Here is a 23,340-nt window from a genome sequence, read left to right as displayed (position 1 = left end):
GAACTTGATCTGCAGAGTCTAATGGTTGCGGGGTAACCGCCTGCCGCCCGTCCTGCCCTCACGCTGGGGAGGCGGCCGGATTCGGTCTGGTCACACTTGCGGTTGGGCCATTGGGGTACCCATTACTCTGGCGCTGTGAACGAAAGTCCGGGGGTTGCCGAGCAGGTCGAGCCGCGTATTCCCGATTCCGACAACCCGGACCGCCAACGACGCTGGCTGACCGCCGCCATCGGTTTGTTCGTGGTCTCCGCCGCCGTCGCACTGCTGGCGCACTGGTGGCACGGGTTCATCGACCTGCAGGTCTACCGCAACGGCGCGCGGGTGTGGCTCGACGGCGGCGACCTCTACGGCCCGATGCCGCCGGTGTACGGGCTGGGCCTGCCGTTCACCTACCCCCCGCTGGCCGCGATGTTCTTCGTGCCGCTGGCGCTGATGCCGCTGGTGGTCGCCGAGGTCGTCGTGCTGCTTACCTCGCTGGCGAGCCTGGGAATCGTGTTGTGGCTGGTGCTGGTTCGCGTGCGCCCCGAACTCGACCGGATCTCTGTGCTCACCGTGCTGATCGCCGGGCTCGGCCTCGCCCAGTACCTCGAACCGGTCCGCCAGACCTTCAACTTCGGCCAGATCAACCTGATCCTGATGGCCGCGGTCGCCCTCGACATTCTCGTGCGCAAGCCGTTCTGGCCGCGCGGGATGCTGATCGGCATCGCGGTGTCGATCAAGCTGATTCCGGCGGGCTATCTGCTGTACTTCCTGCTGCGCCGGGATTGGAAGGCCGCGGCCACCATGGTCGTCTCGGCCGCGGGCGCGGTGGGCGTCGGTTTCCTGCTGTTCCCCAAGGACTCGGTCGAATACTGGTTCCACACCGTCTCCGACACCGGCCGCATCGGCACGCCCTACTTCGCGGGCAACCAGTCGATCAAGGGCACGCTGTTCCGCCTCGGCCTGAACGAATCGCTGGCGACGGGCCTGTGGCTCGGTCTGTCGGCGGTCACCATCGCGCTGGCCGCGGTGTGGATGTACCGCCTGATCGGCGTGGGCAACGAGGTCGGCGCGCTGCTGGTGAACGCGGCGGCGGTGCTGTTGGTCTCACCGGTGTCGTGGTCGCATCACTGGGTCTGGGTCGCGCCCGCGCTGGTCGTCGCGGTCAGCCTGGCCGTGTCTCGCCGCTCTCGCGGCTTCACCACCCTCGTCGCTCTGTTCACGGTGATGTTCATCGTGGGCCCGCAGTGGGTGTTGCCACATTCGGGCGACAAGGAACTGGCCTGGGCCTGGTGGCAGCAGATCATCGGCAGCAGCTATGTGTGGACCACGTTCGCCGTGATCGTCTACGCGGTGCTCACCTACCACCCCAGCCGAAAGTCGGCGGCCGCACCGGAACTCGCGTCGGCCTGACCTCGGCGGCCATCGAGGCCGAGCCGATCCCCCGCCGCCGTCAGTCCGCCGCTTCCGGAGTGAGGAAGGCCGCGAGGGCCGAAGCGTAGGCGGGCACGTCGGCGGCACCCATCAGTTCGCGGCACGAGTGCATGGCGAGCTGGGGTGCGCCCACGTCGACGGTCGACATGCCGGTGCGAGCCGCCGTCATCGGGCCGATGGTCGAGCCACAGGGCAGGTCGGCCCGGTGGACATACCGTTGCAGCGGCACGCCGGCCTGCGCACACGCCAGGGCGAACGCGCCCGCGCCCGCCGCGTCGGTGGCGTAGCGCAGGTTCTGATTCACCTTGAGCACCGGCCCCCCGCCGACCTCGATGCGATGCGCGGGCTCGTGCCGGTCCGGGTAGTTCGGGTGCGTCGCGTGCGCCATATCGCCGGAGGCGACCACCGAACCGGCAAGCGCGGCAAGGTAATCCGCGCGCCCACCGCCACGGGCCAGCACGATCCGCTCCAGTACGGCGGGCAGCAGATCCGATTGCGCCCCACGATCGGACTGGCTCCCGACCTCCTCGTGGTCGAACATCACCAGCACCGCCGTCGCCGCACCCGGCTCGTCGGCGGCCGCGAGGAAGGCCTGCAGTCCGGCGTAGCAGGTGCCCTGGTTGTCGAGCCGCGGCGCGCTCACCAGGTCGAGGTCGCGACCGACGATCGTGCTCGACGCGAGGTCATGGGTCATCAGTTCCCAGCCGAGCACATCGGCACCGTCGACCTCGGCCCGCTCGGCGACGAAGTCGAGGAACGAGGCGGGCGCGTCGCCGATCCCCCAGATCGCGTTCACGTGCCGCTGCGGGTCGAGGGTGACCCCGCGCCGGTCCTCGGACAGGTGGATGGCCAACTGCGGCACCCGCAGGATCGGCTCGTCGATCCGCACCAGCACATCGCGCATCCGCGCGCCCTCGCGCACACTGAGCCGCCCCGACAGACCGAGCTCGCGGTCCAGCCAGGAGTTCAGCCAAGCCCCGCCGTACGGCTCGAGCCCGACGAGCTGCCACCCCGCCCCTGCCAGATCGGGATGCTGCTTCACGCGCAGGTTGGGGCTGTCGGTGTGCGCGCCGACCACCCGGAACGGAGCAGCGGGGACGGCGTCGTAGTCAGCCCACGCGATCAGCGAACCACCGCGCACCACATAGTGTTTGCCGCCCGCGTCGTCCCACGCCGACGCCTCCGTCAACGGCGTGAAACCGTTGCCGTCCAGCTCGGCCGCCACCGTCGCGCACACATGGAAGGGCGAGGGTGACGCATCGATGAAGGCACACAATCCGCTGGCCGTGGCCGCTGTCAAGGAAACCGGCATCCTGCGATCCTAGGCACGATGCCGTGCCCCGGCACCCCGCCCCGGAATACCGCGCTCGGATCAGTCGTCGCGTTCGGCGATCACCGCGAGCGCGGCCAGTAACTCGCCGTAGCGGCGATTCCCCAGGCGGCAGCGTAATTCTTCCTCCGCGAGCTTTTCCTGCGCGCGGATCCTGGCGGCCAGTTTGGCCCCGAGACTGCTCAAGCCGATCAGGATCCGGCGACGATCGTCGGTGGCCGCGACCCGGAAGATCAATCCGCGTTCGGCGAGATTGTCCGCGTGCCGGGTGGCCGACGACGGGGCCAGCCGCGCCTGGGCGGCCAGTTCCGACATCGTCATCCCGTCGTCGGTGGACAGCTGCGACAGGATCGCCCAGTGGTCGGCCGTGAGATTGTCAGCCGACAGCGCCGATTCGAGCCGGCCTACCCAGTTGCGCTCCGCGGAGCGCAGGGCGCCGTGCAGCGTGGAATACCCACTTATGATGGACACCGATTGCATTCCCACCTGCCGAGAAATTCATTCGAACAATCCTGTTCGCGCTAGGCGATAGAGTACAGAATGCCCTCGTTGGACCAGAGCCGGGATGAAACGATCGAGATTCTCTCGATCGTGCCCACACAAGGCCCTGGCGGCATCATCGCGCCATCGTGTACCGCGGCCATTTCCCTGGCAGTAGACGAAATCAATAGCGGCACAGGAATTCTGGGCCGTGAAATTCGTCTCACGACCCTCGACGGCGGCCGCGAACCACACGAAGTCGCCGCCGAAGTAGCGGCCTTCCTGGCCACCGGAATGGTCGGCGCGATCACCGGTTGGCACACCTCCGCGGTACGTCGAGCAGTCGCCGAGGCCGTGGACGCCCGCGTTCCCTACCTGTATGCCACCGACCACGAGGGCCTGCCCGACGAACGCCCCGGCGTCCTGCTGGTGGGCGAACATCCCGACCACCAGACAGTTCCCGCGGCCGCGTGGATGGCCCGCGAACTGGGAGTGCGCCGCTGGGCCGTTATCGGCAACGACTACATCTGGCCCCGCCGAACCGCCCGAGCCCTGCGCCGGTCCCTGCCGAATCCGTACGACATCATCGTCGAGCACTACGTGCCGCTCGGCACCGCCGATTTCGGCGACTTCCTCGGCAACCCGACGCTGCTGCTGGCCGACGCGGTCCTGATCCTCATGGTCGGCGCCGACACCGCCCGCTTCAATCGCCAGTTCGCCGCCACCGGCCTGCCCGCCATGATGCCCCGGCTCAGCCCGGCGGTCGACGAGAACGTCCTGCTCAGCGCGGGGCCATCAGCGAACGCCAACCTCTATGTGGCGTCGAGTTTCTTCATCGACAACCACAGCGCCGAAGGTCGTGCCCGCCGCGCCCGCTATCACCGGCATCAGGGTCGATTCGCCCCCGCGCTGACCACTTTCAGCAACTCCACCTACGAGGCGATCCACCTGCTGAACACCCTGGCCGAGACCACCGGCACCCTCGACGTGAAAACGATCATCGCCGCGGCGGAAACGGGCCTGGTGCTGGACGGCCCGGCCACCCGCCGGGGTTTCCTGGGCAATCAAGCAGTAGGCCCCGCCCACCTGGCAACGGCGAACGGGGTCGACTTCGACATCATCGACACGCTCTAGTGCCGATGCGGGGCTGTCAGGCCTTGACGAAACTATCGATCACCGAGAAGAACATGCCGAGACCGTCGTCGCTGGGTCCGGTCAATGCCTCGGTCGCGTGCTCGGGGTGCGGCATCAAACCGACAACCCGCCCGTTGGCCGAGGAAATCCCGGCGATCCCGCGCTGCGAACCGTTCGGGTTGTCACCGGCGTACCGGAACACCACGCGACCTTCGCCTTCGAGCTCGTCGAGCACCTTCTCCGAAGCCTGGAAACGCCCCTCGCCCGACTTCAGCGGGACAAGAATCTGGGCGCCCGGCTCATACCGCGAACTCCACGCGGTATCGGTCGCCTCGACCTTCAACCACTCGTCGCGGCAGATGAAGTGCAGTCCCTCGTTGCGGGTCAGCGCACCCGGCAGCAGCCCGGCCTCACACAGCACCTGGAATCCGTTGCAGATACCGAGCACCGGCAGACCCTGCCCGGCGGCGCGAACGACCTCGCCCATCACCGGCGCGAACCGTGCGATCGCGCCACACCGCAAGTAGTCCCCGTAGGAGAACCCACCGGGCACGATCACCGCGTCGACACCCTTGATATCGGCATCGGCATGCCACAGGCTCACAGCCTCGGCGCCGGCCAACCGCACCGCGCGAGCGGCGTCGACATCGTCGAGCGTGCCGGGGAAGGTAATAACGCCAATACGTGCGCTCACGAGACCCGAACGACCTTCCAGTCCTCGATCACCGTGTTCGCCAGCAGCGCCTCGGCGATCTGCTCGAGCTGGGCGTCCGACACACTGTCGTCCACCTCGAGCTCGAATCGCTTGCCCTGCCGCACATCCGAGATTCCAGCGAATCCCAGACGCGGGAGCGCGCCGACCACGGCCTGTCCCTGGGGGTCCAGAATCTCGGCCTTCGGCATGACCTCGACCACGACTCGTGCCACGCGTTGCTCCTCAAGTGATGTGGGGGTTACCTCGGAAATCTTAGTTGACCGGGCCGTCGTGCCCGCGTTCCGGGGTCACGGCGGCTTAGCATCGGGTATGCGCATCGCCCACTTCGGTCATTCCTGCATCCTCGTGGAACTGCACGGCGTGAAAGTGCTGTTCGACCCCGGAACCTTCGCGCACGGGTTCGAGGGCATCACCGGCTTGGACGCGATCGCGGTGACCCACCAGCACCCCGACCACATCGATCCGAATCGGATCGGCGATCTCATCGAGAACAACCCCACCGCCCGGCTGCTGTCGGATCCGCAGACCGCACAGCAGCGCAGCGAGGGCTGGGAGCCGGTGTCGGCCGGTCAGGTGCTCGATATCGGTGACTTACAGATCACCGGCGGCGGGGGCAGGCACGCGGTGATCCACCCGGAGATCCCGGTGATCGACAACACCGTCTTCCAGCTCGGCACCGAGGCCGACCCCGCCCAGCTGGTCCACCCCGGCGACTCGCTGTGGGTGCCGCCGGTCCCGGTCGGCGTGCTCGCCATCCCGGCCGTCGCCCCGTGGATGCGCATCGCCGAGGCCGTCGACTATCTACGCGCCGTCAACCCCCGCACCGCGGTGCCCATCCACCACGGCATCATCACCCCTTCCGCCCAGGGCATCTACTTCGGCAGGCTGACCGAGATGGCCCCGGCAGGCACCGAGTTCCGCGTACTCGAACCCGAGGACCAGGGCCAGTTCTGATCAGCGGTAGCTGGTCAGGAACAGCGCCTCGGCCAGTGCCATGTGCTCGATCTCGCTGGGGTCGACGCTCTCGTTGGGCGCGTGGATCAAGCATTTCGGCTCTTCGACGCCGATCAGCATGATCTCGGCCTTCGGGTAGGTATCGGCGAAGACATTGCACAGCGGGATCGACCCGCCCTGCCCCTCGGTGGTCACGTCGCGGCCGTAGGAGGTCGCCATCGCCTTTTCCATGGCCGAGCGGGCGGGGCCCTGCGTGGACGCGACGAACGGTTCGCCGAGCGCCTCGACCTCGATGTCGAGTTCGGCGTTCCACGGCACGTGCGCGCGCAGGTGCTTCTCCAGCAGGTCGTAGGCCTGCTTGGGGTCTGTGCCCGGTGGGATGCGCAGGTTGAGCCTGGCCCTGGTGCTCGGCTGGATCGCCGCCGACGACCCGACCACCGCGGGCACGTCCATCCCCAGCACGGTCAGCGCGGGCCGCGCCCACAGCATGTCGGACACGGTTCCGTTGCCGAGCAGGCCGACACCGTCGAGCACACCCGCGTCCGACCGGAAGTCCGCCGGCGGATACTGCGCGCCGGTCCACTTCTGATCGCCGGTGAGTCCGTCGATCGTGGTGTTGCCCTCGGCATCGCGCAACGACGACAGCAGCTGGATCATCGCGGCGAGCGCATCGGGCGCCGGTCCACCGAACATTCCCGAATGCATCGGCCCTTCCAGCGTTGTCACCGTCAGCACCACATTCACCATCCCCCGCAGGGTCTGGGTGAACGTCGGCACCCCGACCGCGAAATTGCCGCAGTCGGCGACCAGGATCGCATCCGATTGCAGCAGAGCGGGATTGGCGACGACGAACTTCTCCAGGCCGCCGGTGCCCTGCTCCTCCGATCCCTCCGCCACCACCGTGATCCCGATCGGGAAGTCGGGTCCGATCGCGCGCAGGGCGGTCAGATGCGTGACGATATTGCCCTTGCAGTCGGCCGCACCACGCCCGTACCAGCGCCCGTCCTTGTCGGTCAGCGTCCAGACCGGTGTCTTCCACGCGGCGTCGTCGAGCGGGGGCTGCACGTCGTAGTGGCAGTACAGCAGCACCGTCGGCGTGCCGGGCGGCCCCGGCTTCGACGCGATGACGGCTTTGCTGCCGTCGGGCGTCTCGTGCAGGCCCACCTCGGTCAACCCGGCCGCGGCGAACGCGTCGGCCACCCACTGCGCGGTCTGCGCACACCCTTCCGGCGGGAACTGACGCGGATCGGCGACGGATTTGAACGAAACAAGCTGGGCCAGATCCTTTTTCGCCTGACCCATCAGCCCGGAAACCTTGCCGCGCAGCGCCGTCACATCGTCAGTCATCTCTTCGCGCCTCACTTCGTCGTGTCGTCGAGCTTCAGGGTCTCGAGATGAGAAAGATAGTCCTGCAAGCGATCCGGGCAGTAGGTGGCGATCGTGAGCGCCACCGCCTCGGCGGTCGCGCGCGGGCCGATCACCGGACGCTGTCCGGGTCCGGCCGCACCGTTGGTGATCGAGGCCTGGTATTTCGCCTTGATCATCGGCGAAGTCGGGTCCTGGCAGACCGACCCGCCGTCGTCGCCGAGCGCGTCGGCGATCACATTCGCCTCCGGTGCGGGCAGACCGGCCGCGACCAGACTGTTGTGCAGCTGTTCGGCTTTCGCGCTCGCCTGGGTGTTCTCGCGGATCGCGGTGAAGGTGAACAGCCCGATCAGGGCGAACACCGCGAGCAGCACACCTGACGTGATGTAGATCCAGCGTCGCTTGTGGGCGGGGGCGTCTCCGGTCGTCATGCCTGCTGCCCTTCCGGTACGGCGAATTTCCAGCTGTCCCTGCGATTTCGGTAGAACAGATACGGAATGAGCAGCCCGACGATGCCGAGGCCGCCACCCACGATGAGCACGTACACCCACGGACTGCCCGAGCCGAACTGTGACGGCGGCACGAAACCGATCGTGAACGCGGCGATCGAGGAGGCCGCGCCGAGCGCGCACAGCGCCATCAGCGCGGGTGCCCGGTAGCCGCGCGGGTGATCCGGATCGTCGCGACGCAGCTTGGCGGCCGCGGCGAACATCAGCACGTACATGATCAGATACACCTGCGTGGTGATCACCGACAGAATCCAGTACGCGCTCGAGACATCGGGGATGAAGGCGTAGAGCAACGCGATGAACGTGGTGAACACGCCCTGCGCCACCAGCATGTTCTGTTGCACGCCGTGTTTGTTGAGCCGGGTCAGGAACGGCGGCAGATACCCCTCGCTGCGCCCGATCAGCAACAGCCCCTTCGACGGTCCGGCCAGCCAGGTCAGCATGCCGCCGACGGCCGCGGCCACCAACGCGATGCCGACGATCGGGGTGAGGAAGCCGATTCCGAAGTGCGCGAAGAAGGCGTCGAAGGCCTGCATCACACCCGCGGTGAGGCTGAGGCTCGCTGCGGGGACGACCCAGCTGATCGCCAGCGCGGGCAGGATGAAGATCACCAGCACCAGGGCCATAGCCAGGAACATCGCCTTCGGGAATTCCTTGGCCGGGTTCTTCAGCGACGACACGTGCACCGCGTTCATCTCCATACCCGCGTAGGACAGGAAGTTGTTCACGATCAGCACCAGGCTCGCCAACCCCGCCCAGGCCGGCAGCAGGTGCGACGAATCCATCGGCGCCGCGGACGGATTGCCCTGCGCCAGGAAGACCAGACCGAGCACGACCAGCAAGGTGCCCGGGATCAGCGTGCCGATGATCAGGCCCATACTCGACAGCCCGGCCACGGTCTTGGTGCCCTGCGAGGACACGTACACACCCGCCCAGTAGACGGTGATGATCACGATCGCCACATACAGGCCGTTGGAGGCCAGCGACGGATGAATGATGTACGCGAAAGTGCTTGCCACATAAGCGAGCAGGCTCGGATAGTAAAAGATCGTCATGGCGAACTGGCACCAGACGGCAAGAAATCCGAGCGGCTTACTCAACCCCTGACTGACCCATTGATATACGCCGCCCTGCCATCCCGACGCGAGTTCCGCGGCGACCAGCGAGGTCGGCATCAGAAACAGAATCGCGGGAATGACATAGAGGAATACGCAGGCCAATCCGTATACGGCCATGGTGGGCGCTGATCGCAGACTCGCCACCGAACTCGTGGTCATCAGCGCCAAGGTCACCCAGGACATATATTTCGTCGTCGTCGCGACTTTCGTCGAAGTGCCCGTCATCAGCGCTGCCTCCTGCTGTGTTCACACAACTAGCGGAAACCACTCGATCAACTGATGAATGATAAATCGCGCAGGAAGCTATCGGGGCCACCGCCGCGCGCTGATCGCCGGTTACGCGCGCGGCGGTGGCGGTCAGGCGGCTCGGACAGCCGGGTAGGGCTCCCAGCGGTATACGTCGCTGTGGGCGCCGTGATAGAGCGCGAGGTCGACCGCGTCCAGCACGGCTTGGCGCGGACCCGACCGCTGCAACTGCGCCGCCGACACCGCCAACCGCAGCACGCCGCCGCGTCGAGCGGTGCGCGCGGCGCCCATCACCAGCGCCCGGCACCACCATGGCTCGGCCCGGAAGCCCTCGCCGATCCCGTACACCCGAGCGCGCTGGGCGACATCGCGTTCCAGGTCGAGCATGGTGGTGAGCCCGAATGCCATGCGGAAGCCCACGTCGGGCAACGCCGCCAGCGCACCGTTCGAGGCGTCCCAGCGCGGCGCGGCGAACAGCCGGGTGCGCAGTTGCACCCGCTCCATCACCCGATCGGCGGCCTTGAGCCGCAGCGTCGCCTCGTGCCGGGGCAGATCGGCGAACTCCGCGCGCCGCGCCTTGGTGGCGGCCTGGTCGTAGCCGTGCAGCACGATCGCGTCGCCTTCGAGGCGCCGCCCGCGCAGCCACGACTGCGTCGCCGGATCGTCGACCAACCGGTACTTGCCCTTCAATCGCGGCGCGACCAGCAGCGACAGGCGCACACCTCGCGCGTCCATCTCTCCGGCGAACTCGATCGCGGCATCGCGAGTCGTATCCCGGATCCCCGACACCGAAACGATCAACTCAGCGTTCATGCACCTACGGTGACAGCTCGAGGTGACGCCGGCGTGCTACCCCGATGACGCCACGACGAATTCCGCCGCACTTCTCACCATCCCTGCCAGTGCAATACCTGTTCGCGCGGCACCCGCACCGCGGGTTTGAAGTCGGTGCCGATCGTGAACGCCAGCGGCAGGAAGGCCGCCAGCATGACCTTGTCGTACGGAACACCCAGTACCGCAGCGAGTTCCCGTTCCAGGGGCGCCTGCGCGGTGGTCCATACGGTGCCGAGTCCGCGGGCTCGCGCGGCCAGCATGAAGCTCCACACCGACGGCAGGATCGAGCCCCACGTGCCCGCCTGGACTTCCACCGAGGCGCGGTCGGTGCGGCCTTCCACGGCGGGGATCACGAACGCGGGCACCCGGTGGATATTGGCCGTCAGATAGCGCAAGCCGTCGAAAACCCGCTCGGTGGAGCGTGGGGAGACGTTCATCCGCTCCGCGTCGCGCGCGGTCAGCGGCGTCCCCTGACTCAGTGGCAGCGACCGCCGGAAGATGTCGGCCAGCTCGCCACGGCGGGCCTTGTCGGTGACGACCAGGAAGTGCCAGCGCTGCCGATTGCGCCCGGTCGGCGCCTGCGTGGCCAGATCGACGCACTCCTCGATGAGCGACCGGGGCACCGGCCGATCGAAGTCGAGCCGCTTGCGAACCGCGCGGGTGGTCGACAGCAACTGGTCCGGGGTCAGATCGAGAGTCATGGGCGCTCCTCGTGCCACGCAGGAATCGTCTGGCACCGGACAATCTGTGCTCAGACGATTATGACGTTAGAGCGCCAACCATCTGCCGTCAAACAATCTGTGCACAGATGATTTAATGGAGGCTCGGACCCGAGGAGTCGCATGCCGCCCAAGCCCACCTACTTCCCCCAGCTCGCCGCCGAACGACCCGACATCGCCCTGTGCCGGGCCTCGGCAGCGGTCGCCCGCGCGGCGGAAGCACACGCGAACGCGCAGGGCCTCGGCGTCGGCCAGCACCTGGTCCTGAAGATGCTCGCCGAGGTCGGCGCCTGCTCCCAGCAGGCACTGGCCGAGGAACTGCGCATCGACCGCAGCGTGATGGTGACGGTCTGCGACGACCTCGAGTCATCCGGGTATGTTCGGCGCGAACGCAACCCGCTCGACCGCCGCTCCTACGCCGTCACCCTGACCCCGGCGGGCAGCGACCGCCTACGCGGCGCCGAAGCCGCCACCCCCGCTTTCCTCGACGACACCTTCGCCGCGCTGACCCCCAGCGAACGCACCCAACTCACCACATTGCTCGGCAAGCTACTCATCACCGAACCCCGGCCCTGACACAAAAAAGGGCCCCGGCCGAAGCCGGGGCCCACCGCATCAGGCGTCCGCGAGACCCACTCGGTCGAGGACCCAGGCGTACTCGAAGCCGACTTCCTTCCACTTCTCGTAGCGGCCGCTCACACCGCCGTGACCCGCGGTCATCTCCGTCTTGAGCAGCACCTCGTTGTCGCCGGTCTTGGTGGCGCGCAGCTTGGCGACCCACTTGGCCGGTTCCACGTACAGGACACGGGTGTCGTTGAGGCTGGTGATCGCCAGAATGGCCGGGTAGTCCTTGGCCTCGACGTTCTCGTAGGGCGAGTACGACTTCATGTACTCGTAGACGTCCTTGTCCGCCAAGGGATTTCCCCACTCGTCCCATTCGATCACCGTCAGCGGCAGCGACGGATCGAGGATGGAGGTGAGCGGGTCGACGAAGGGCACATTGGCGAGGATGCCGTTGAACAGTTCCGGCGCCAGGTTGGCGACCGCGCCCATCAGCAGCCCGCCCGCGCTGCCGCCGTCGGCGATCAAGCGGTCGGGTGCGGTGGCACCGGTATCGATGAGATGACTCGCGCAGGCGACGAAGTCGGTGAAGGTGTTCTTCTTCAGCAGCGTCTTGCCGTGCTCGTACCAGAGCCTGCCCATCTCCCCGCCGCCGCGCACATGCGCCACGGCGAACACCATGCCGCGATCGAGCAGCGACAGCCGCGACACCGAGAACGACGGATCGATGCTGGCCTCGTAGGAGCCGTATCCGTACAGCAGGGTGGGTTTCGGCCCGTCGGCCAGACCCTTGCGCTTGATGATCGAGATCGGAATGCGGGTGCCGTCGGCGGCGATGGCCCAATCGCGGTGCTGCTCATAGTCATCGGCGTCGTACCCGCCGAGCACCGGCTGTTCCTTGCGCAGCAGCAGCTCGCCGGTGGCGGGCACATAGTCGAACACCTGCATCGGCGTGATGAACGAGGCGACCCCCACGCGCAAGGTGGGCTGCTCCCACTCCGGGCTCGAACCCGCACCGGCGGAGAACAACTCGAGGCCGAAGTCGAGCTCTGTCAGTTCACCGAAGCCCTCCGGTGTGAGCGGCCACACCGACAGGCGCGGCAGCGCGTCGCGCCGGTAACCGAGCACCAGATGGGTGGCGAAGGCGTCGATGTCCTCGAGCCGCACGTCCTCGCGATGCCCGATCAGGGTCGTCATGTCCGACGGGTCGGTGGCGGGTGCGACGGCCAGCACGAAGTTCTCCGCCTTCACGCCGTCGACCACGTCGTTGTGCAGGATCAGGAACTTGTCCTCGCCCGCGATCACCGCGTGCTCGGCCGAGTACTCCACGCCTTCGCGGCGCGGCAGCAGCACCCGGAACTCGCCCTCGGGATTGTCCGACTCCAAGACCCAGCCCTCGGTGGTGATCTTGGAACCGAGCCAGACCATCAGGTACTTCTCGGAGCGGGTCGCGCCGACACTCACCCAGTAGCGCTCGTCGGGCTCGTGGAACACCGTCACATCGGCGTCGGAACCGGTGCCGACGCGGTGGCGCCACACGGTGTCGGGCCGCCACGACTCGTCGACCGTCTGATAGAAGATGTGCGTGCCGTCCAGCGACCAGGTCGCCCCCGGCGCCGCGCCCGCCACCTCGTCGGCCAGCAGTTCACCGGTGCGCAGATCCTTGATCCGCAGCGTGTAGCGCTCGTCGCCGGAGCTGTCCACGGAGTAGGCGAGCAGGTTGCCGTCGTGGCTCAGCGAGAACGCGCCGAGCGCGAAGAAGTCCAGCCCCTCGGCGAGGATATTGCTGTCGAGCAGCACCTGCTCGCCCTCGATCGCCGAGCCGACCTCCAGCTGTGGCGGCGTCCAGGCGTCGATACCCTCGGCTTTCGCGTCGACGGGACAGCGGCAGTGCACCCCGTACTGTTTGCCCTCGAAACTGCGCGAGTAGTACCAGTAGTCGCCCAGCCGCGTCGGGACCGAGAGATCGGTTTCCTGCGTCCTGGCCTTGATCTCGTCGAAGATCTTGTCCCGCAGGGGCTGCAGCTGGTCGGTCTGCGCCGCGGTGAAGGCGTTCTCCGCCTCCAGGTACGCGATGACCTCGGGGTCTTCCTTGTCCCGCAGCCACTCGTAGTCGTCGACGAACGTGTCACCGTGGTGGACCCGCTCGACGGGCGCCCTCTTCGCGATCGGCGCCGACACGGTCTCATTCTCGCCAGCCATTGGTCCACCGTAGCCGCCCCGCTCCCACCGGGCCCGCCAACTCGGCCGTCGGCGGCCGGCGGCAGCGGGCTCGCGCCGGCTGAGTGAGTATTTCTGCGCATCTGCCGCAGGCCCGTTGTGCGTAGCCTGACCCGCATGGGGATGCGGTACGCAATGCGTTCGTTGGTCGTGACTGCCGGGGTGGCCTTGGCCGCGGGATCGGGAGCGGTGATGCCGGCGAACGCGTGCGCCTGCGGCGGCGTGGTGAGCGCGGACAGTTCGGCGCGGGTGAACAACGAGTCCGCGGTCGTGGGCTGGGACGGGCGGCGCGAGACCGTGCTGATGCGGTTGGGGATGCAGTTCACCGGTGCCGACGCGGCCCTGATCGTGCCGACGCCGACGCCGGCGACCGTCTCGGCGGGCAGTCCGGACTCGTTCAGGGAGCTGTCGCGCATGACCGCACCCGAGCGGGTCACCGAATACGACTGGTTCGGCAGCGGTTCGCTCGGCGGCGACGCATCCGGCGCCGCTCCGGGTTCGGGTCCCGACGTGCTGAGCCAAGTGCAGTTGGGCCCGCTGGAGGCGACCACCTTGCGCGGCGGCGATCTCACCGGTGTGCGCGAGTGGCTCGACACCAACGGTTATCAGCTCCGGCCCGAGGTGAGCGCCACGCTCGACCCCTATCTCCGCGAGGGCTGGTCCTTCGTCGCCATGCGCCTCACCAGCGCGAAGCCCCTCGCCGGCGCCCTGGACCCGGTCCGCCTCACCTTCGACTCCGACCGCCTCGTGTACCCGATGCGCATGTCGGCCGCCGCGACCACACCGCAATCGGTCCACCTGTACGTCTTCAGCGACCACCGGGTGGCACGCATCGATCCCGATACCGAACCCCACGTCGTCACCACCGAATTCGCCTCTCCGGTCGGCGAACCCAGCGATCCGGACCTGAAAGCGCTTGCGGCGAGCGGCAACTACCTCACCGAACTCTCGATCTACATCCCCCACCCGGCGACGATCACCAGCGATTTCCTTCTGGGTCCCGCCGCCGAGAACGTCCCCGTGCGTGACCGAGTGGTGAGCAAGGAATACGTCGAGATCCTCGGTCTGCCCGCGGGTTACGTCTTGATCGTCGCCGGGCTGTCACTGATCGGCGTGATCGCGAGCGTGGTCCTGCGTCGACGGTCCGCGAGGTAGTCCGAACGCACCACGACCCGTGCGGGAATTCTCAGGCCCCGAGCGCGGGTCCGATGACCGGCCACGAAGCGTGCAGGGCGTCCTGCCAGTAGGACCAGGAGTGCGTGCCCACCGGGTGGTAGTCGATCTTGGCGCCGATGCCCGCGGCGCGCAGGCGCTGGTCGAAGGCCACCATGCAGGTGTTGACGCCGAGCTCGATGGGTCCGCCGAGGAAGATGTTCTCGGCCAGCGTGGGCTTGAGTTCGGCCTCGTGCGGTCCGGGGATGCCGGTGCCGGTCGACATGTACAGCGCCTTGCCGCGCAGCCCATCGATCATCAGGGCCGGGTCGTGCGCCGCCCACTCGGGGCTGCCGGGCGCGCCCCACATGTTGCCGGGATTGCCGCCCCGGTTGACGATGGAGAACATCATCGCGCCCGCCGCCATGGCGATGTCCGGACAGGCGCTGTAACCGGCGACGGCCCGGTAGAGGCCGGGGTGGCGGGCGGCCAGAATGTAGGCCGCGTTGCCGCCCATCGACAGTCCGCCGATGCCGTTCACGCCGGTGCCGTTGAACTGACCGTCGATCAGGCCGGGCAGTTCCTGGGTGAGGAACGTTTCCCACTTGTACCGGCCGAAACGCGGATCGTCGGTGACCCAGTCGGTGTAGTAGCTGGCCTGGCCGCCCATCGGCATCACCACGTTGACGTTCTTGTCGCGGAAGAAGGCTTCGGCGTCGGTGGCGTTGGTCCAGGTGCTCTGGCCGATACCGGGGTCGAGGCCGTCGAGCAGGTAGTACGTGCCCCGCGCGCCACCGCCAGCGGGGTGCAGGACCTGGAGATCGACGTTGCGGCCCATCGCGGGCGAGGTGACGGTGATCGCCGTCCGGTGCGGAGTCAGTTCGCTGACTCCGATGATCTGCGCGGCGGACGCCGTCGTGGGGTGAACCACCGCCGGTCCGATGACACCGAGAGCAAGGGCCAGCACTGCAGTAGCAACACCTGTACGACGCACGATCTACCCTCCATAACCGCATGCCAATGACAGTCCAAAATAACCCACAGGCGAACGAATCGGAAGCATTCGGCGGTTCGGCGTTTCTTCAGCAAACTTTCCGGTTTGCAATGACCGCTTCGCCGGAATTTCGGGTCAGCGGGTGAGGGCGCCCCGGATCGAACCGGCCAGATAGTCGAGATCCGCCCGCGCGGGCGATGTGGGCCGCGCGCGCAGACCGAAGCCGTCACCGGGCCTTCGCGGGATCACATGCAGGTGCACATGGAAGACCTCCTGCCCCGCCGTAACCCCGTCGGCGAGAAAGAAATTCACCCCGTCGGCCCCCACTTCACTGCTGCGCAACGCGGCGGCGATCCGCTGCCCGACCTGAAAGAGCTTGCCGCCCAACGCGGGATCGAGATCGGCCAGACTCGGTGCGGGCACCTTCGGCACCACGAGCACATGCCCCGGCGTCACAGGACGAATATCCATGAAGGCGAGGACTTCGTCGTCCTCGTACACCTTCGAGGACGGGGCGGCCCCGGCGATGATATCGGCGAAGATCGTGTACGGATTCACCCGACCACGGTATCGACCCCGACGCACGAAAGCCCGCCACCGGCGCCGAAAAGGCGGCAGTGGCGGGCTGATTCGCACGGGACTACAGAATCGGCGACGGCGTGTAGCGCGCGGCGTCCGGATTCGCCTCGACCAGCTTCTGCACCTGCGCGACGACCTCGGCGACCTGGTCCGATGCCGCGCCGATGAACGCCGCCTTGTCGGCCAGCGCCGCGTCGAGTCCGGCCCGGTCCAGCGGCATCCGCGCATCGGCGGCGAGACGATCCAGCAGATCGGGTTCGCGGCCCTGCTCGCGCATGGCCAGCGCCACCGCCACCGCGTGCTCCTTGATGACCTCGTGCGCGGTCTCGCGGCCGACGCCCGCGCGCACCGCCGCCATCAGGATGCGGGTGGTCGCCAGGAACGGCAGGTACCGGTCGAGTTCACGCGAGACCACCGCCGGGTAGGCGCCGAACTCGGCGAGCACGGTCAGGAAGGTCTCCATCTGCCCGTCGATGGCGAAGAACGCGTCGGGCAGCGCGACGCGGCGCACCACCGAGCAGAACACGTCGCCCTCGTTCCACTGGGCGCCCGCCAGCTCGGCGGCCATCGAGCCGTAGCCGCGCAGGATCACCTGCAGGCCGTTCACCCGCTCACACGAGCGCGTGTTCATCTTGTGCGGCATCGCCGACGAACCGACCTGGCCCGGCTGGAAACCCTCGGTGACCAGCTCGTGACCGGCCATCAGCCGGATCGTGTGCGCGAACGACGACGGCCCCGCGCCCAGCTGTACCAGCGCGGACAGCACATCGTGATCGAGCGAGCGCGGGTACACCTGACCCACGCTGGTGAACACGTTCGCGAAGCCGAGGTGAGTGGCCACCTGCTGCTCGAGGGCGGCGAGCTTGTTCGCGTCACCGTCGAGCAGGTCGAGCATGTCCTGGGCGGTGCCCATCGGGCCCTTGATCCCGCGCAGCGGGTAGCGGTCGATCAGCTCGCGCACGCGCGCCAGCCCGACCAGCATCTCGTCGGCGGCGGAGGCGAAGCGTTTGCCCAGCGTGGTGGCCTGCGCGGCGACATTGTGCGAGCGCCCGGCCATCACCAGGGTCTGGTACTCAGCGGCCCGCTCGGCCAGGCGCGCCGCGATGGCGATGCCGTGGCGGTACACGTGCTCGAGCGAGAGCCGGATCTGCAGCTGCTCGACGTTCTCGGTGAGGTCGCGGCTGGTCATGCCCTTGTGCACGTGCTCGTGCCCGGCGAGCGCGTTGAATTCCTCGATCCGCGCCTTCACGTCGTGGCGGGTGACCCGCTCACGCTCGGCGATCGAGGCCAGGTCGACATGGTCGATGACGCGTTCATAATCATCGACAACCCCTGCGGGGACATCGATTCCGAGTTCGGCCTGCGCACGCAGCACCTCCAGCCACAGCCGGCGCTCGAGCACGATCTTGTTCTCGGGCGACCAGAGCGCTACGAGCTCCGGGCTGGCGTATCGGGTGGCGAGGACATTCGGGACGAGGCTCACGAGCACTCAGTCTAATTGCCGCACCCGTTCGGCCTGCTGGGGCATCATGTTGGGGACCACGGGCGGGGCGACGATGTCGATCATTTCGAGCAGACCGGCCCTGGCGGGTCGGCGAGGTTCGGGGTGGCCTTCGATCAGCGCGGCGACCACCGCACCGTCGACGACGGCCACCAGCCTGCGTAACTGCTCGGGGCGCACCACTCGGTCGGAGCGGCGCAGCACGTCGGCGAGCAGTTCTTCGAGCTGGGTGCGTAGTCGGAGCTGGACCTCACGTAACTCGGGGTGACGGGCCGACGCCACGGACCGCTCGTAGCGGGCGATGAGCTGGCCGCGGGCGTCGAGGTCGCCGTCGTCGGGGCCGACGAGCACGTCGAGCACGAGCTCGACCGTCGCCTCGGTGCCGCGCCTGCGATGACTGACCTCACCGACCCGGCGGCGCATCGCGTCGAGTTCGATCGCGCCGCTGAACTCGACGGCGCGGGCGATCAGATCCTCCAGCGATTCGAAGTAGTAGGTGGTCGACGCGAGTGGAAGATCGGCTCGCGAGGCCACCGAACGATGTCGCACGGCGTCGAAGCCGCCTTCGAGCAACAGCTCAGCCGCCGCAGCCACCAGAGCCTGCCGACGTCGTTCGCCTTTCGGGGTCGTTGCGGTGGTCACCGTGCCAACGTGCCAGTCATCATCAGTTCAACCGTGCGCAATCGTCATCGGGGAAACACTGGGAATTCGGGATAACTGAGTTTTACCGTATCCCGGCACAGATGTGTTCGTACTACGCAAAGTTGTTGTCGCACATCACTGTTGACAAGTGTCCAGATCAGCCCTTCAGGAACCGTCCCAGACGCTCCAGTGCTGCGGCGATGTCGTCGGTGGCACCCGCGAAGGAAAAACGGACCGTGTGGTTTCCATTTGTGGTGTCGAAATCGAGTCCGGGCGCCAGCGCGACTCCGGTTTCGGTGAGCACCTCGGCACACCAGGCGCGCGAATTATCGGTCAAATGACCAATATCGGCGTAGGCGTAGAAGGCGCCGTCGGCGGGCGCGAGATCGGTGATTCCGATCGCGGGCAGACCCTCCAGGAGCAGCGCCCGGTTGCGCGCGTACCGGCGCACATGCCCGTCCAGCTCATCCTTGGCTTCCGGCCCGAAGGCGTGCACGGCCGCGTACTGGGAGATGGCGGGCGGGCACACCGTCATATTCGACGCCAGCCGCTGCAGCGCCGGGCGCAGGTCGGCCGGGGCCAGCATCCAGCCCAGCCGCCAGCCGGTCATCGAGAAGTACTTCGACACCGAACCGATCACCACCGACTCACGGGAGAACTCCCACGCCGAGGAGGTCGGTGTGCTCGCGCCCGCGTAGGTGATGCCGTGATAGATCTCGTCGGAGATCAGCAGCGTGCCGTGCTGTTCGCACCAGCGGGCCAGCGCGGCGAGTTCGGCGGGGTCGATCATGGTGCCGGTCGGGTTGGCCGGGCTGGCCACCACCAGACCCTTCGGCGGCTCCGGCAGCGCTTCGAGCATCGCCACGGTCGGCTGGAATCTGGTCTGCGGGCCGCAGTCCAGTTCGACGACCTCGCAGCCGAGCGCGGACAGCGTGTTGCGGTAGGCGGGATAGCCCGGACGCGCCACCACCACCGTGTCGCCCACGTCGAAGGCGGCCAGGAAGATCAGTGTGAACGCGCCCGACGACCCGGTCGTCACCACCACCTCGTCCGGGTGCACGTCGTAACCGTAGGTCTCGCTGTGGTGCCCCGCGATGGCCTCGCGCAGCGGCAGAATGCCGAATGTCTCGGTGTAGCCCAGCAATTCGTGATCGATCGCCGCCCTGGTAGCCCGCAACACCGGCGCGGGCGCCTGCGTGGACGGCTGCCCCGCCGCGAGCACCAGCACATCGCCGTGCGACCTGGCGCGTTCAGCGGCCGCTTTCCACACATCCATGACGTAGAAAGGGGCGATGGCCGACCGGCGCGATTCTCTGGACACCCGAGAGACGGTAGAGCACCCGATTGCGGGCGTTCACAGATATGGTCGGCACAATGGCTCCGACAGCGAATACGCAGCCACCGACGCGACCTCTGTGGTCACGTCGGGGCCGGGGCGCGGGGGCGGGATGAAGCGGACAGGGACGGCACGGGACGTGCGGGCGGGCACCCCCGAGGAGAGCGTGGACACCGAATCCGGACAGCTCACCGCCGACATTCGCCCGGCCGGCGGGGACGCTGACTCGACAGCGGCGGGCGGGTCGGCGGGAGACACTGCGACGGCAAGCGGGTCAGCCGAGTCGACGCGATCGAGAACTGGTGCGAACCGTCGGGCTGTCAGTGTCAATGGCCGTATCTTGCAGGCGAACTGGCGGGAGCAGTTGCCGTCGAAGGGAGCGGCGCGCGACCGTATGACGGAGTGGGCCGCACGGTACCCGGTGGTCGGGGAGATCGCCGGTGAGCTGCGTAGCGGTGAGATGCGCAAGGTCTTCTGGCGGCGGCCGAAGGCGCAAGCCGAAGACCTGTGGGCACGGCGGCCGAGTCGCGATCGGGTGCGTCAGGTGCTGGTCGAACGGCGCGTACTCATCGCCGCGATGGCCGCGGTGGCGGTGTTCGTGGCAGCGGACGGACAGTTCGGCGCCGTCGTCGACGGTGCCCCGCTCGCACCCGGCGAAGCGATCCACGTGGCCGTCGCCTATCCCCCGCAACTGCTCCCCAACCCACAGTCGGCGACCCGCATGCTCGCTGCCATCGACGCAGGTGAGAAGCGTCGCGAGGCACAAGTGGTCGCCGCGGCGGCCCGTTCCACGCTCGAACGCGCGAAAGCGGAGGCGGCGGCCGCGGCATCGGGTGAATGGCAGGACTGGATGGGCCAGCGCGCCCCGGTGGTCCCCGGCGCGATGGTGCCGGTGCCCGGCTCGACCCCGTCCGTCGGCGGGTTCAGCCTGCCCGCGAAGGGCGCGTTCACCTCCGGTTTCGGCTCCCGCTGGGGCACCATGCACCGCGGCATCGATATCGCGGGCCCCATCGGCAGCCCCATCTACGCCGTCGCCGACGGCACCGTGGTCGAGGCAGGCCCGGCGCAGGGCTTCGGCCTCTGGGTCCGCATCCGCCACGACGACGGCACCATCAGCATCTACGGCCACATGTACGACTTCTTCGTCTCCCAGGGCGAGCGCGTCCCCGCCGGAATGCAGATCGCGCGCATCGGCAACCGTGGCGATTCCACCGGCCCGCACCTGCATTTCGAAATCGTGCAAAACGGTCAGCATGTGGATCCGCAGGCCTGGCTCGCTGTGCATGGATTGCGTCTCGATTGACATCGCGTCGAGACCACCGACATCACGGGAACGTTAATGTGAGACCTGTCGAGTGTTTTCCTCCGAACCGAAGCGAGGCAACCATGGCAGGCAAGTTCGAGGTATTCAAGGACAAGGCGGGAAAGTTCCGTTTCCACCTCAAGGCCGGCAACGGCGAAATCGTCCTCGAAAGTCAGGGATACGAAAGCAAGGAAGGCGCCAAGAAGGGGATCGCCTCCATCCAGACGAATGCTCCGAACGCCCAGGTCCTCGACCTCACCGCCTGATCGGCGCAGCCGCGCAACGTGCTGCGCCACCGTTTCCCGCTCGATCGTGATCAGCGGTCGCGCACCGCTGATCACCGATCGCGCGAATTACCCCGCGACGCTGTTGCGTTCCGGGACAACAACTTCGGTCGCGCCGATATCAGTCCGGAAATGACTGCCGGTGAGCTTGATTCCCGCGAGTCGCGCGTAGGCCCGCTCCCGCGCCTGCGCGAGGTCCGCGCCGACACCGACCACGTTCAGCACACGCCCGCCCGCCGACACCAGCGCCTTGTCGGCGCGCTGATCCGTACCGGCGTGCAGCACCAGCGTTTCGCCCTCCAGCGCGCCGTCATCGGCACCGGTGATCACATCGCCGGTGCGCGGTCGCGCCGGGTAGTTCTCGGCGGCGAGCACGACGGTGATCGCGGAACCGTCTTTCCAGCGCGGTGCGTCGACCTCGGCGAGGCGCCCGGTCGCGGTGGCGTGCAGCAGTTCGGCGAACGGGCTGTCCAGCAGCGCGAGCACCGCCTGGGTCTCGGGATCACCGAAGCGGCAATTGAATTCGACGACAGCCGGGCCGTTCGTACCGATCGCCAGACCCGCGTACAGCAGGCCGGAGAACGAGCTGCCCCGCGCGACCAGCTCGGCGGCGACGGGCTTCACCACGTCGTCGACGATCTCGTTCAGCGTCTCCGCGGGCAGCCACGGCAGCGGCGTGTAAGCGCCCATGCCGCCGGTGTTCGGGCCGGAATCGCCGTCGCCGACCCGCTTGTGGTCCTGTGCGGGCAGCAGCGGGATCACGGTCTCACCGTCGACCAGACAGAACAGCGACACCTCCGGACCGTCGAGGAACGACTCCAGCAGCACCGGATGTCCCTGCTCGAGCAGTTCGGCGCCGTGATCGCGGGCCGCGCGCCGGTCGGCGGTCACCACCACGCCCTTGCCCGCGGCGAGCCCGTCGTCCTTGACCACCCAGGTCGGGCCGAAGCGGTCGAGCGCCGCGTCCAGCTCGGCCGGGCTGTCGACGATCTCGCTGTGCGCGGTGCGCACCCCGGCCACCGCCATCACATCTTTCGCGAACGCCTTCGACCCCTCGATCCGCGCCGCGTCGGCCGACGGGCCGAACACGGGGAATCCGGCCGCGCGCACGACGTCGGCGACGCCGAGCACCAGCGGCACCTCGGGGCCGATCACCACCAGGTCGGCGGCCACTTCACCGGCCAGCGCGGCGACGTCGTCGGCGGAGCAGGGATCGACCGGGCGTAGCTCGGCGTGCTGGCCGATGCCGGGGTTGCCCGGGGCAGCGATCACCGCCGTCACGGACGGATCCCGGCGCAGCGCCAGGACGAGGGCATGTTCACGGGCTCCGGAACCGATGACGAGTACGCGCACGGCCTTAGATTAGTCGCGTACTTCGCGCGTACTTCGCACGCCCCGTTCCGATACAAGGTCCGCGATCGGGTAGCGCGATCGTCACCCCCGCGAGGGCGCTTCGGGCCGGCGATCGGGCTGTCGCGATGCGGCTCGGCCCTCGCGGCTCGGGTTCGATTGCGCCACAATGGGACCAGGCGTGGCGCGGCAGCCGCCACCGAAACGGGGGAATGCCATGGGCCTGCTCGACGGGATGATGGGCAATGCCGGTCGCATAGATCCGGCCGCCGCCCAGCAGGAATACGCGAAGCTGTTCGGGCAGGGCGAGCAGGTGTATGCCGCGTTCATCCTGGTCCGCGACGCGATGCTGTTCACCAATCGCCGCCTGATCATGGTCGACAAACAGGGCGTCACCGGCCGCAAGGTCAGCTACCACAGCATCCCCTACCGGTCGATCAGTCACTTCGCCGTCGAAACCGCGGGCACCTTCGACCTCGACGCGGAGCTCTACATCTGGATCGGCAGCGGCGACGAGCCGGTCAAGCAGCGTTTCAACCGTCAGGTCGACATCTACGAGGTGCAGGGCATCCTGTCGCATTTCGTGTCGATCTAGCTACGC

At 67.8% G+C, this 23,340-nt stretch carries 24 protein-coding genes; 8 read left to right on the top strand and 16 right to left on the bottom strand.

Annotation, left to right across the window (positions count from 1 at the left end):
• Window positions 1–135: 135 nt before the first annotated feature.
• Window positions 136–1,392 carry a glycosyltransferase 87 family protein gene (locus ACWDXS_RS21630; RefSeq protein WP_449968092.1) on the top strand — a complete coding sequence of 419 codons (1,257 nt, stop codon included), beginning with the start codon at window positions 136–138 and terminating at the stop codon, window positions 1,390–1,392.
• Between the two features lie 40 nt (window positions 1,393–1,432).
• Here ACWDXS_RS21630 and ACWDXS_RS21625 read toward each other — a convergent pair whose 3' ends face one another.
• Together ACWDXS_RS21625 and ACWDXS_RS21620 are read right to left on the bottom strand one after the other, a co-directional pair.
• Window positions 1,433–2,725, bottom strand: a complete 1,293-nt coding sequence (locus ACWDXS_RS21625) for a M18 family aminopeptidase (protein WP_449968089.1) — start codon at window positions 2,723–2,725, stop codon at window positions 1,433–1,435.
• A gap of 60 nt (window positions 2,726–2,785) precedes the next feature.
• Window positions 2,786–3,223, bottom strand: coding sequence for a MarR family winged helix-turn-helix transcriptional regulator (locus ACWDXS_RS21620; RefSeq protein WP_378631758.1), 438 nt, complete (start codon window positions 3,221–3,223; stop codon window positions 2,786–2,788).
• Between the two features lie 60 nt (window positions 3,224–3,283).
• On the opposite strand from ACWDXS_RS21620, the gene ACWDXS_RS21615 reads away from it, so the two are divergent.
• On the top strand, window positions 3,284–4,357 hold the full coding sequence (locus ACWDXS_RS21615) for a substrate-binding domain-containing protein (RefSeq protein ID WP_387446325.1): 1,074 nt from the start codon (window positions 3,284–3,286) through the stop codon (window positions 4,355–4,357).
• Between the two features lie 16 nt (window positions 4,358–4,373).
• Here the strand turns inward: ACWDXS_RS21615 and purQ are convergent, their stop codons facing one another.
• Together purQ and purS are read right to left on the bottom strand one after the other, a co-directional pair.
• Window positions 4,374–5,051, bottom strand: a complete 678-nt coding sequence (gene purQ, locus ACWDXS_RS21610; RefSeq protein ID WP_378631755.1) for a phosphoribosylformylglycinamidine synthase subunit PurQ — start codon at window positions 5,049–5,051, stop codon at window positions 4,374–4,376.
• Complete coding sequence (purS, locus tag ACWDXS_RS21605) at window positions 5,048–5,284, bottom strand: phosphoribosylformylglycinamidine synthase subunit PurS (RefSeq protein ID WP_056818769.1); 237 nt, start codon at window positions 5,282–5,284, stop codon at window positions 5,048–5,050. The genes purQ and purS overlap by 4 nt, the downstream gene beginning before the upstream one ends.
• A gap of 97 nt (window positions 5,285–5,381) precedes the next feature.
• Here purS and ACWDXS_RS21600 point away from each other — a divergent pair, with 97 nt between their 5' ends.
• Window positions 5,382–6,026: an MBL fold metallo-hydrolase gene (locus ACWDXS_RS21600; RefSeq protein ID WP_378990597.1), complete on the top strand. Its 645-nt coding sequence runs from the start codon at window positions 5,382–5,384 to the stop codon at window positions 6,024–6,026.
• Here the strand turns inward: ACWDXS_RS21600 and ACWDXS_RS21595 are convergent, their stop codons facing one another.
• The 5 genes from ACWDXS_RS21595 to ACWDXS_RS21575 all read right to left on the bottom strand — a co-directional run bounded on the left by ACWDXS_RS21595 (window position 6,027) and on the right by ACWDXS_RS21575 (window position 10,799).
• Window positions 6,027–7,373, bottom strand: a complete 1,347-nt coding sequence (locus ACWDXS_RS21595) for a dipeptidase (protein ID WP_378990598.1) — start codon at window positions 7,371–7,373, stop codon at window positions 6,027–6,029.
• Window positions 7,374–7,384: 11 nt separating this feature from the next.
• On the bottom strand, window positions 7,385–7,822 hold the full coding sequence (locus tag ACWDXS_RS21590; protein ID WP_449968083.1) for a hypothetical protein: 438 nt from the start codon (window positions 7,820–7,822) through the stop codon (window positions 7,385–7,387).
• The gene (locus ACWDXS_RS21585) at window positions 7,819–9,243 is read right to left on the bottom strand and encodes an APC family permease (protein ID WP_378990601.1); all 1,425 of its coding nucleotides are present in this window, start codon (window positions 9,241–9,243) and stop codon (window positions 7,819–7,821) included. The genes ACWDXS_RS21590 and ACWDXS_RS21585 overlap by 4 nt, the downstream gene beginning before the upstream one ends.
• Before the next feature lie 132 nt (window positions 9,244–9,375).
• Window positions 9,376–10,077, bottom strand: a complete 702-nt coding sequence (locus ACWDXS_RS21580) for a DUF2334 domain-containing protein (RefSeq protein ID WP_378658062.1) — start codon at window positions 10,075–10,077, stop codon at window positions 9,376–9,378.
• A gap of 74 nt (window positions 10,078–10,151) precedes the next feature.
• Entirely contained in the window at window positions 10,152–10,799 is a 648-nt protein-coding gene (locus ACWDXS_RS21575; RefSeq protein WP_378990602.1) for a nitroreductase family protein, read from the bottom strand.
• Between the two features lie 141 nt (window positions 10,800–10,940).
• On the opposite strand from ACWDXS_RS21575, the gene ACWDXS_RS21570 reads away from it, so the two are divergent.
• Window positions 10,941–11,393: a MarR family winged helix-turn-helix transcriptional regulator gene (locus tag ACWDXS_RS21570; RefSeq protein ID WP_449968078.1), complete on the top strand. Its 453-nt coding sequence runs from the start codon at window positions 10,941–10,943 to the stop codon at window positions 11,391–11,393.
• A 39-nt stretch (window positions 11,394–11,432) separates the two neighbouring features.
• On the opposite strand, the gene ACWDXS_RS21565 is transcribed toward ACWDXS_RS21570, so the two are convergent.
• Window positions 11,433–13,580, bottom strand: coding sequence for a S9 family peptidase (locus ACWDXS_RS21565; protein ID WP_387446317.1), 2,148 nt, complete (start codon window positions 13,578–13,580; stop codon window positions 11,433–11,435).
• Between the two features lie 153 nt (window positions 13,581–13,733).
• On the opposite strand from ACWDXS_RS21565, the gene ACWDXS_RS21560 reads away from it, so the two are divergent.
• Entirely contained in the window at window positions 13,734–14,753 is a 1,020-nt protein-coding gene (locus tag ACWDXS_RS21560; RefSeq protein WP_449968075.1) for a DUF2330 domain-containing protein, read from the top strand.
• Window positions 14,754–14,784: 31 nt separating this feature from the next.
• On the opposite strand, the gene ACWDXS_RS21555 is transcribed toward ACWDXS_RS21560, so the two are convergent.
• From ACWDXS_RS21555 to ACWDXS_RS21535, 5 genes are all read right to left on the bottom strand, one after another.
• Window positions 14,785–15,744 (bottom strand): alpha/beta hydrolase, encoded by a 960-nt coding sequence (locus tag ACWDXS_RS21555; RefSeq protein WP_449968072.1) that lies wholly within the window; start codon window positions 15,742–15,744, stop codon window positions 14,785–14,787.
• 135 nt (window positions 15,745–15,879) lie between these two features.
• The gene (locus tag ACWDXS_RS21550) at window positions 15,880–16,302 is read right to left on the bottom strand and encodes an HIT family protein (RefSeq protein ID WP_449968069.1); all 423 of its coding nucleotides are present in this window, start codon (window positions 16,300–16,302) and stop codon (window positions 15,880–15,882) included.
• 82 nt (window positions 16,303–16,384) lie between these two features.
• Entirely contained in the window at window positions 16,385–17,806 is a 1,422-nt protein-coding gene (gene purB / locus ACWDXS_RS21545) for an adenylosuccinate lyase (protein WP_378990608.1), read from the bottom strand.
• A gap of 6 nt (window positions 17,807–17,812) precedes the next feature.
• Window positions 17,813–18,466: a TetR/AcrR family transcriptional regulator gene (locus tag ACWDXS_RS21540; RefSeq protein ID WP_378631736.1), complete on the bottom strand. Its 654-nt coding sequence runs from the start codon at window positions 18,464–18,466 to the stop codon at window positions 17,813–17,815.
• Between the two features lie 157 nt (window positions 18,467–18,623).
• On the bottom strand, window positions 18,624–19,787 hold the full coding sequence (locus tag ACWDXS_RS21535; protein WP_378990610.1) for a pyridoxal phosphate-dependent aminotransferase: 1,164 nt from the start codon (window positions 19,785–19,787) through the stop codon (window positions 18,624–18,626).
• A 409-nt stretch (window positions 19,788–20,196) separates the two neighbouring features.
• Here ACWDXS_RS21535 and ACWDXS_RS21530 point away from each other — a divergent pair, with 409 nt between their 5' ends.
• Together ACWDXS_RS21530 and ACWDXS_RS21525 are read left to right on the top strand one after the other, a co-directional pair.
• Window positions 20,197–21,105, top strand: a complete 909-nt coding sequence (locus tag ACWDXS_RS21530) for a M23 family metallopeptidase (RefSeq protein WP_449968065.1) — start codon at window positions 20,197–20,199, stop codon at window positions 21,103–21,105.
• A gap of 83 nt (window positions 21,106–21,188) precedes the next feature.
• Window positions 21,189–21,371: a YegP family protein gene (locus ACWDXS_RS21525; protein WP_194825705.1), complete on the top strand. Its 183-nt coding sequence runs from the start codon at window positions 21,189–21,191 to the stop codon at window positions 21,369–21,371.
• 87 nt (window positions 21,372–21,458) lie between these two features.
• Here the strand turns inward: ACWDXS_RS21525 and purD are convergent, their stop codons facing one another.
• Entirely contained in the window at window positions 21,459–22,742 is a 1,284-nt protein-coding gene (purD, locus tag ACWDXS_RS21520) for a phosphoribosylamine--glycine ligase (protein WP_378990613.1), read from the bottom strand.
• Window positions 22,743–22,956: 214 nt separating this feature from the next.
• On the opposite strand from purD, the gene ACWDXS_RS21515 reads away from it, so the two are divergent.
• Window positions 22,957–23,334 carry a PH domain-containing protein gene (locus ACWDXS_RS21515; RefSeq protein WP_378966914.1) on the top strand — a complete coding sequence of 126 codons (378 nt, stop codon included), beginning with the start codon at window positions 22,957–22,959 and terminating at the stop codon, window positions 23,332–23,334.
• Window positions 23,335–23,340 lie beyond the last annotated feature (6 nt).

The sequence above is a fragment of the Nocardia sp. NPDC003183 genome, from assembly GCF_053590715.1.
Note: the sequence above shows the minus strand (reverse complement) of the source record. Positions and strands in the feature narration are given on the sequence as shown.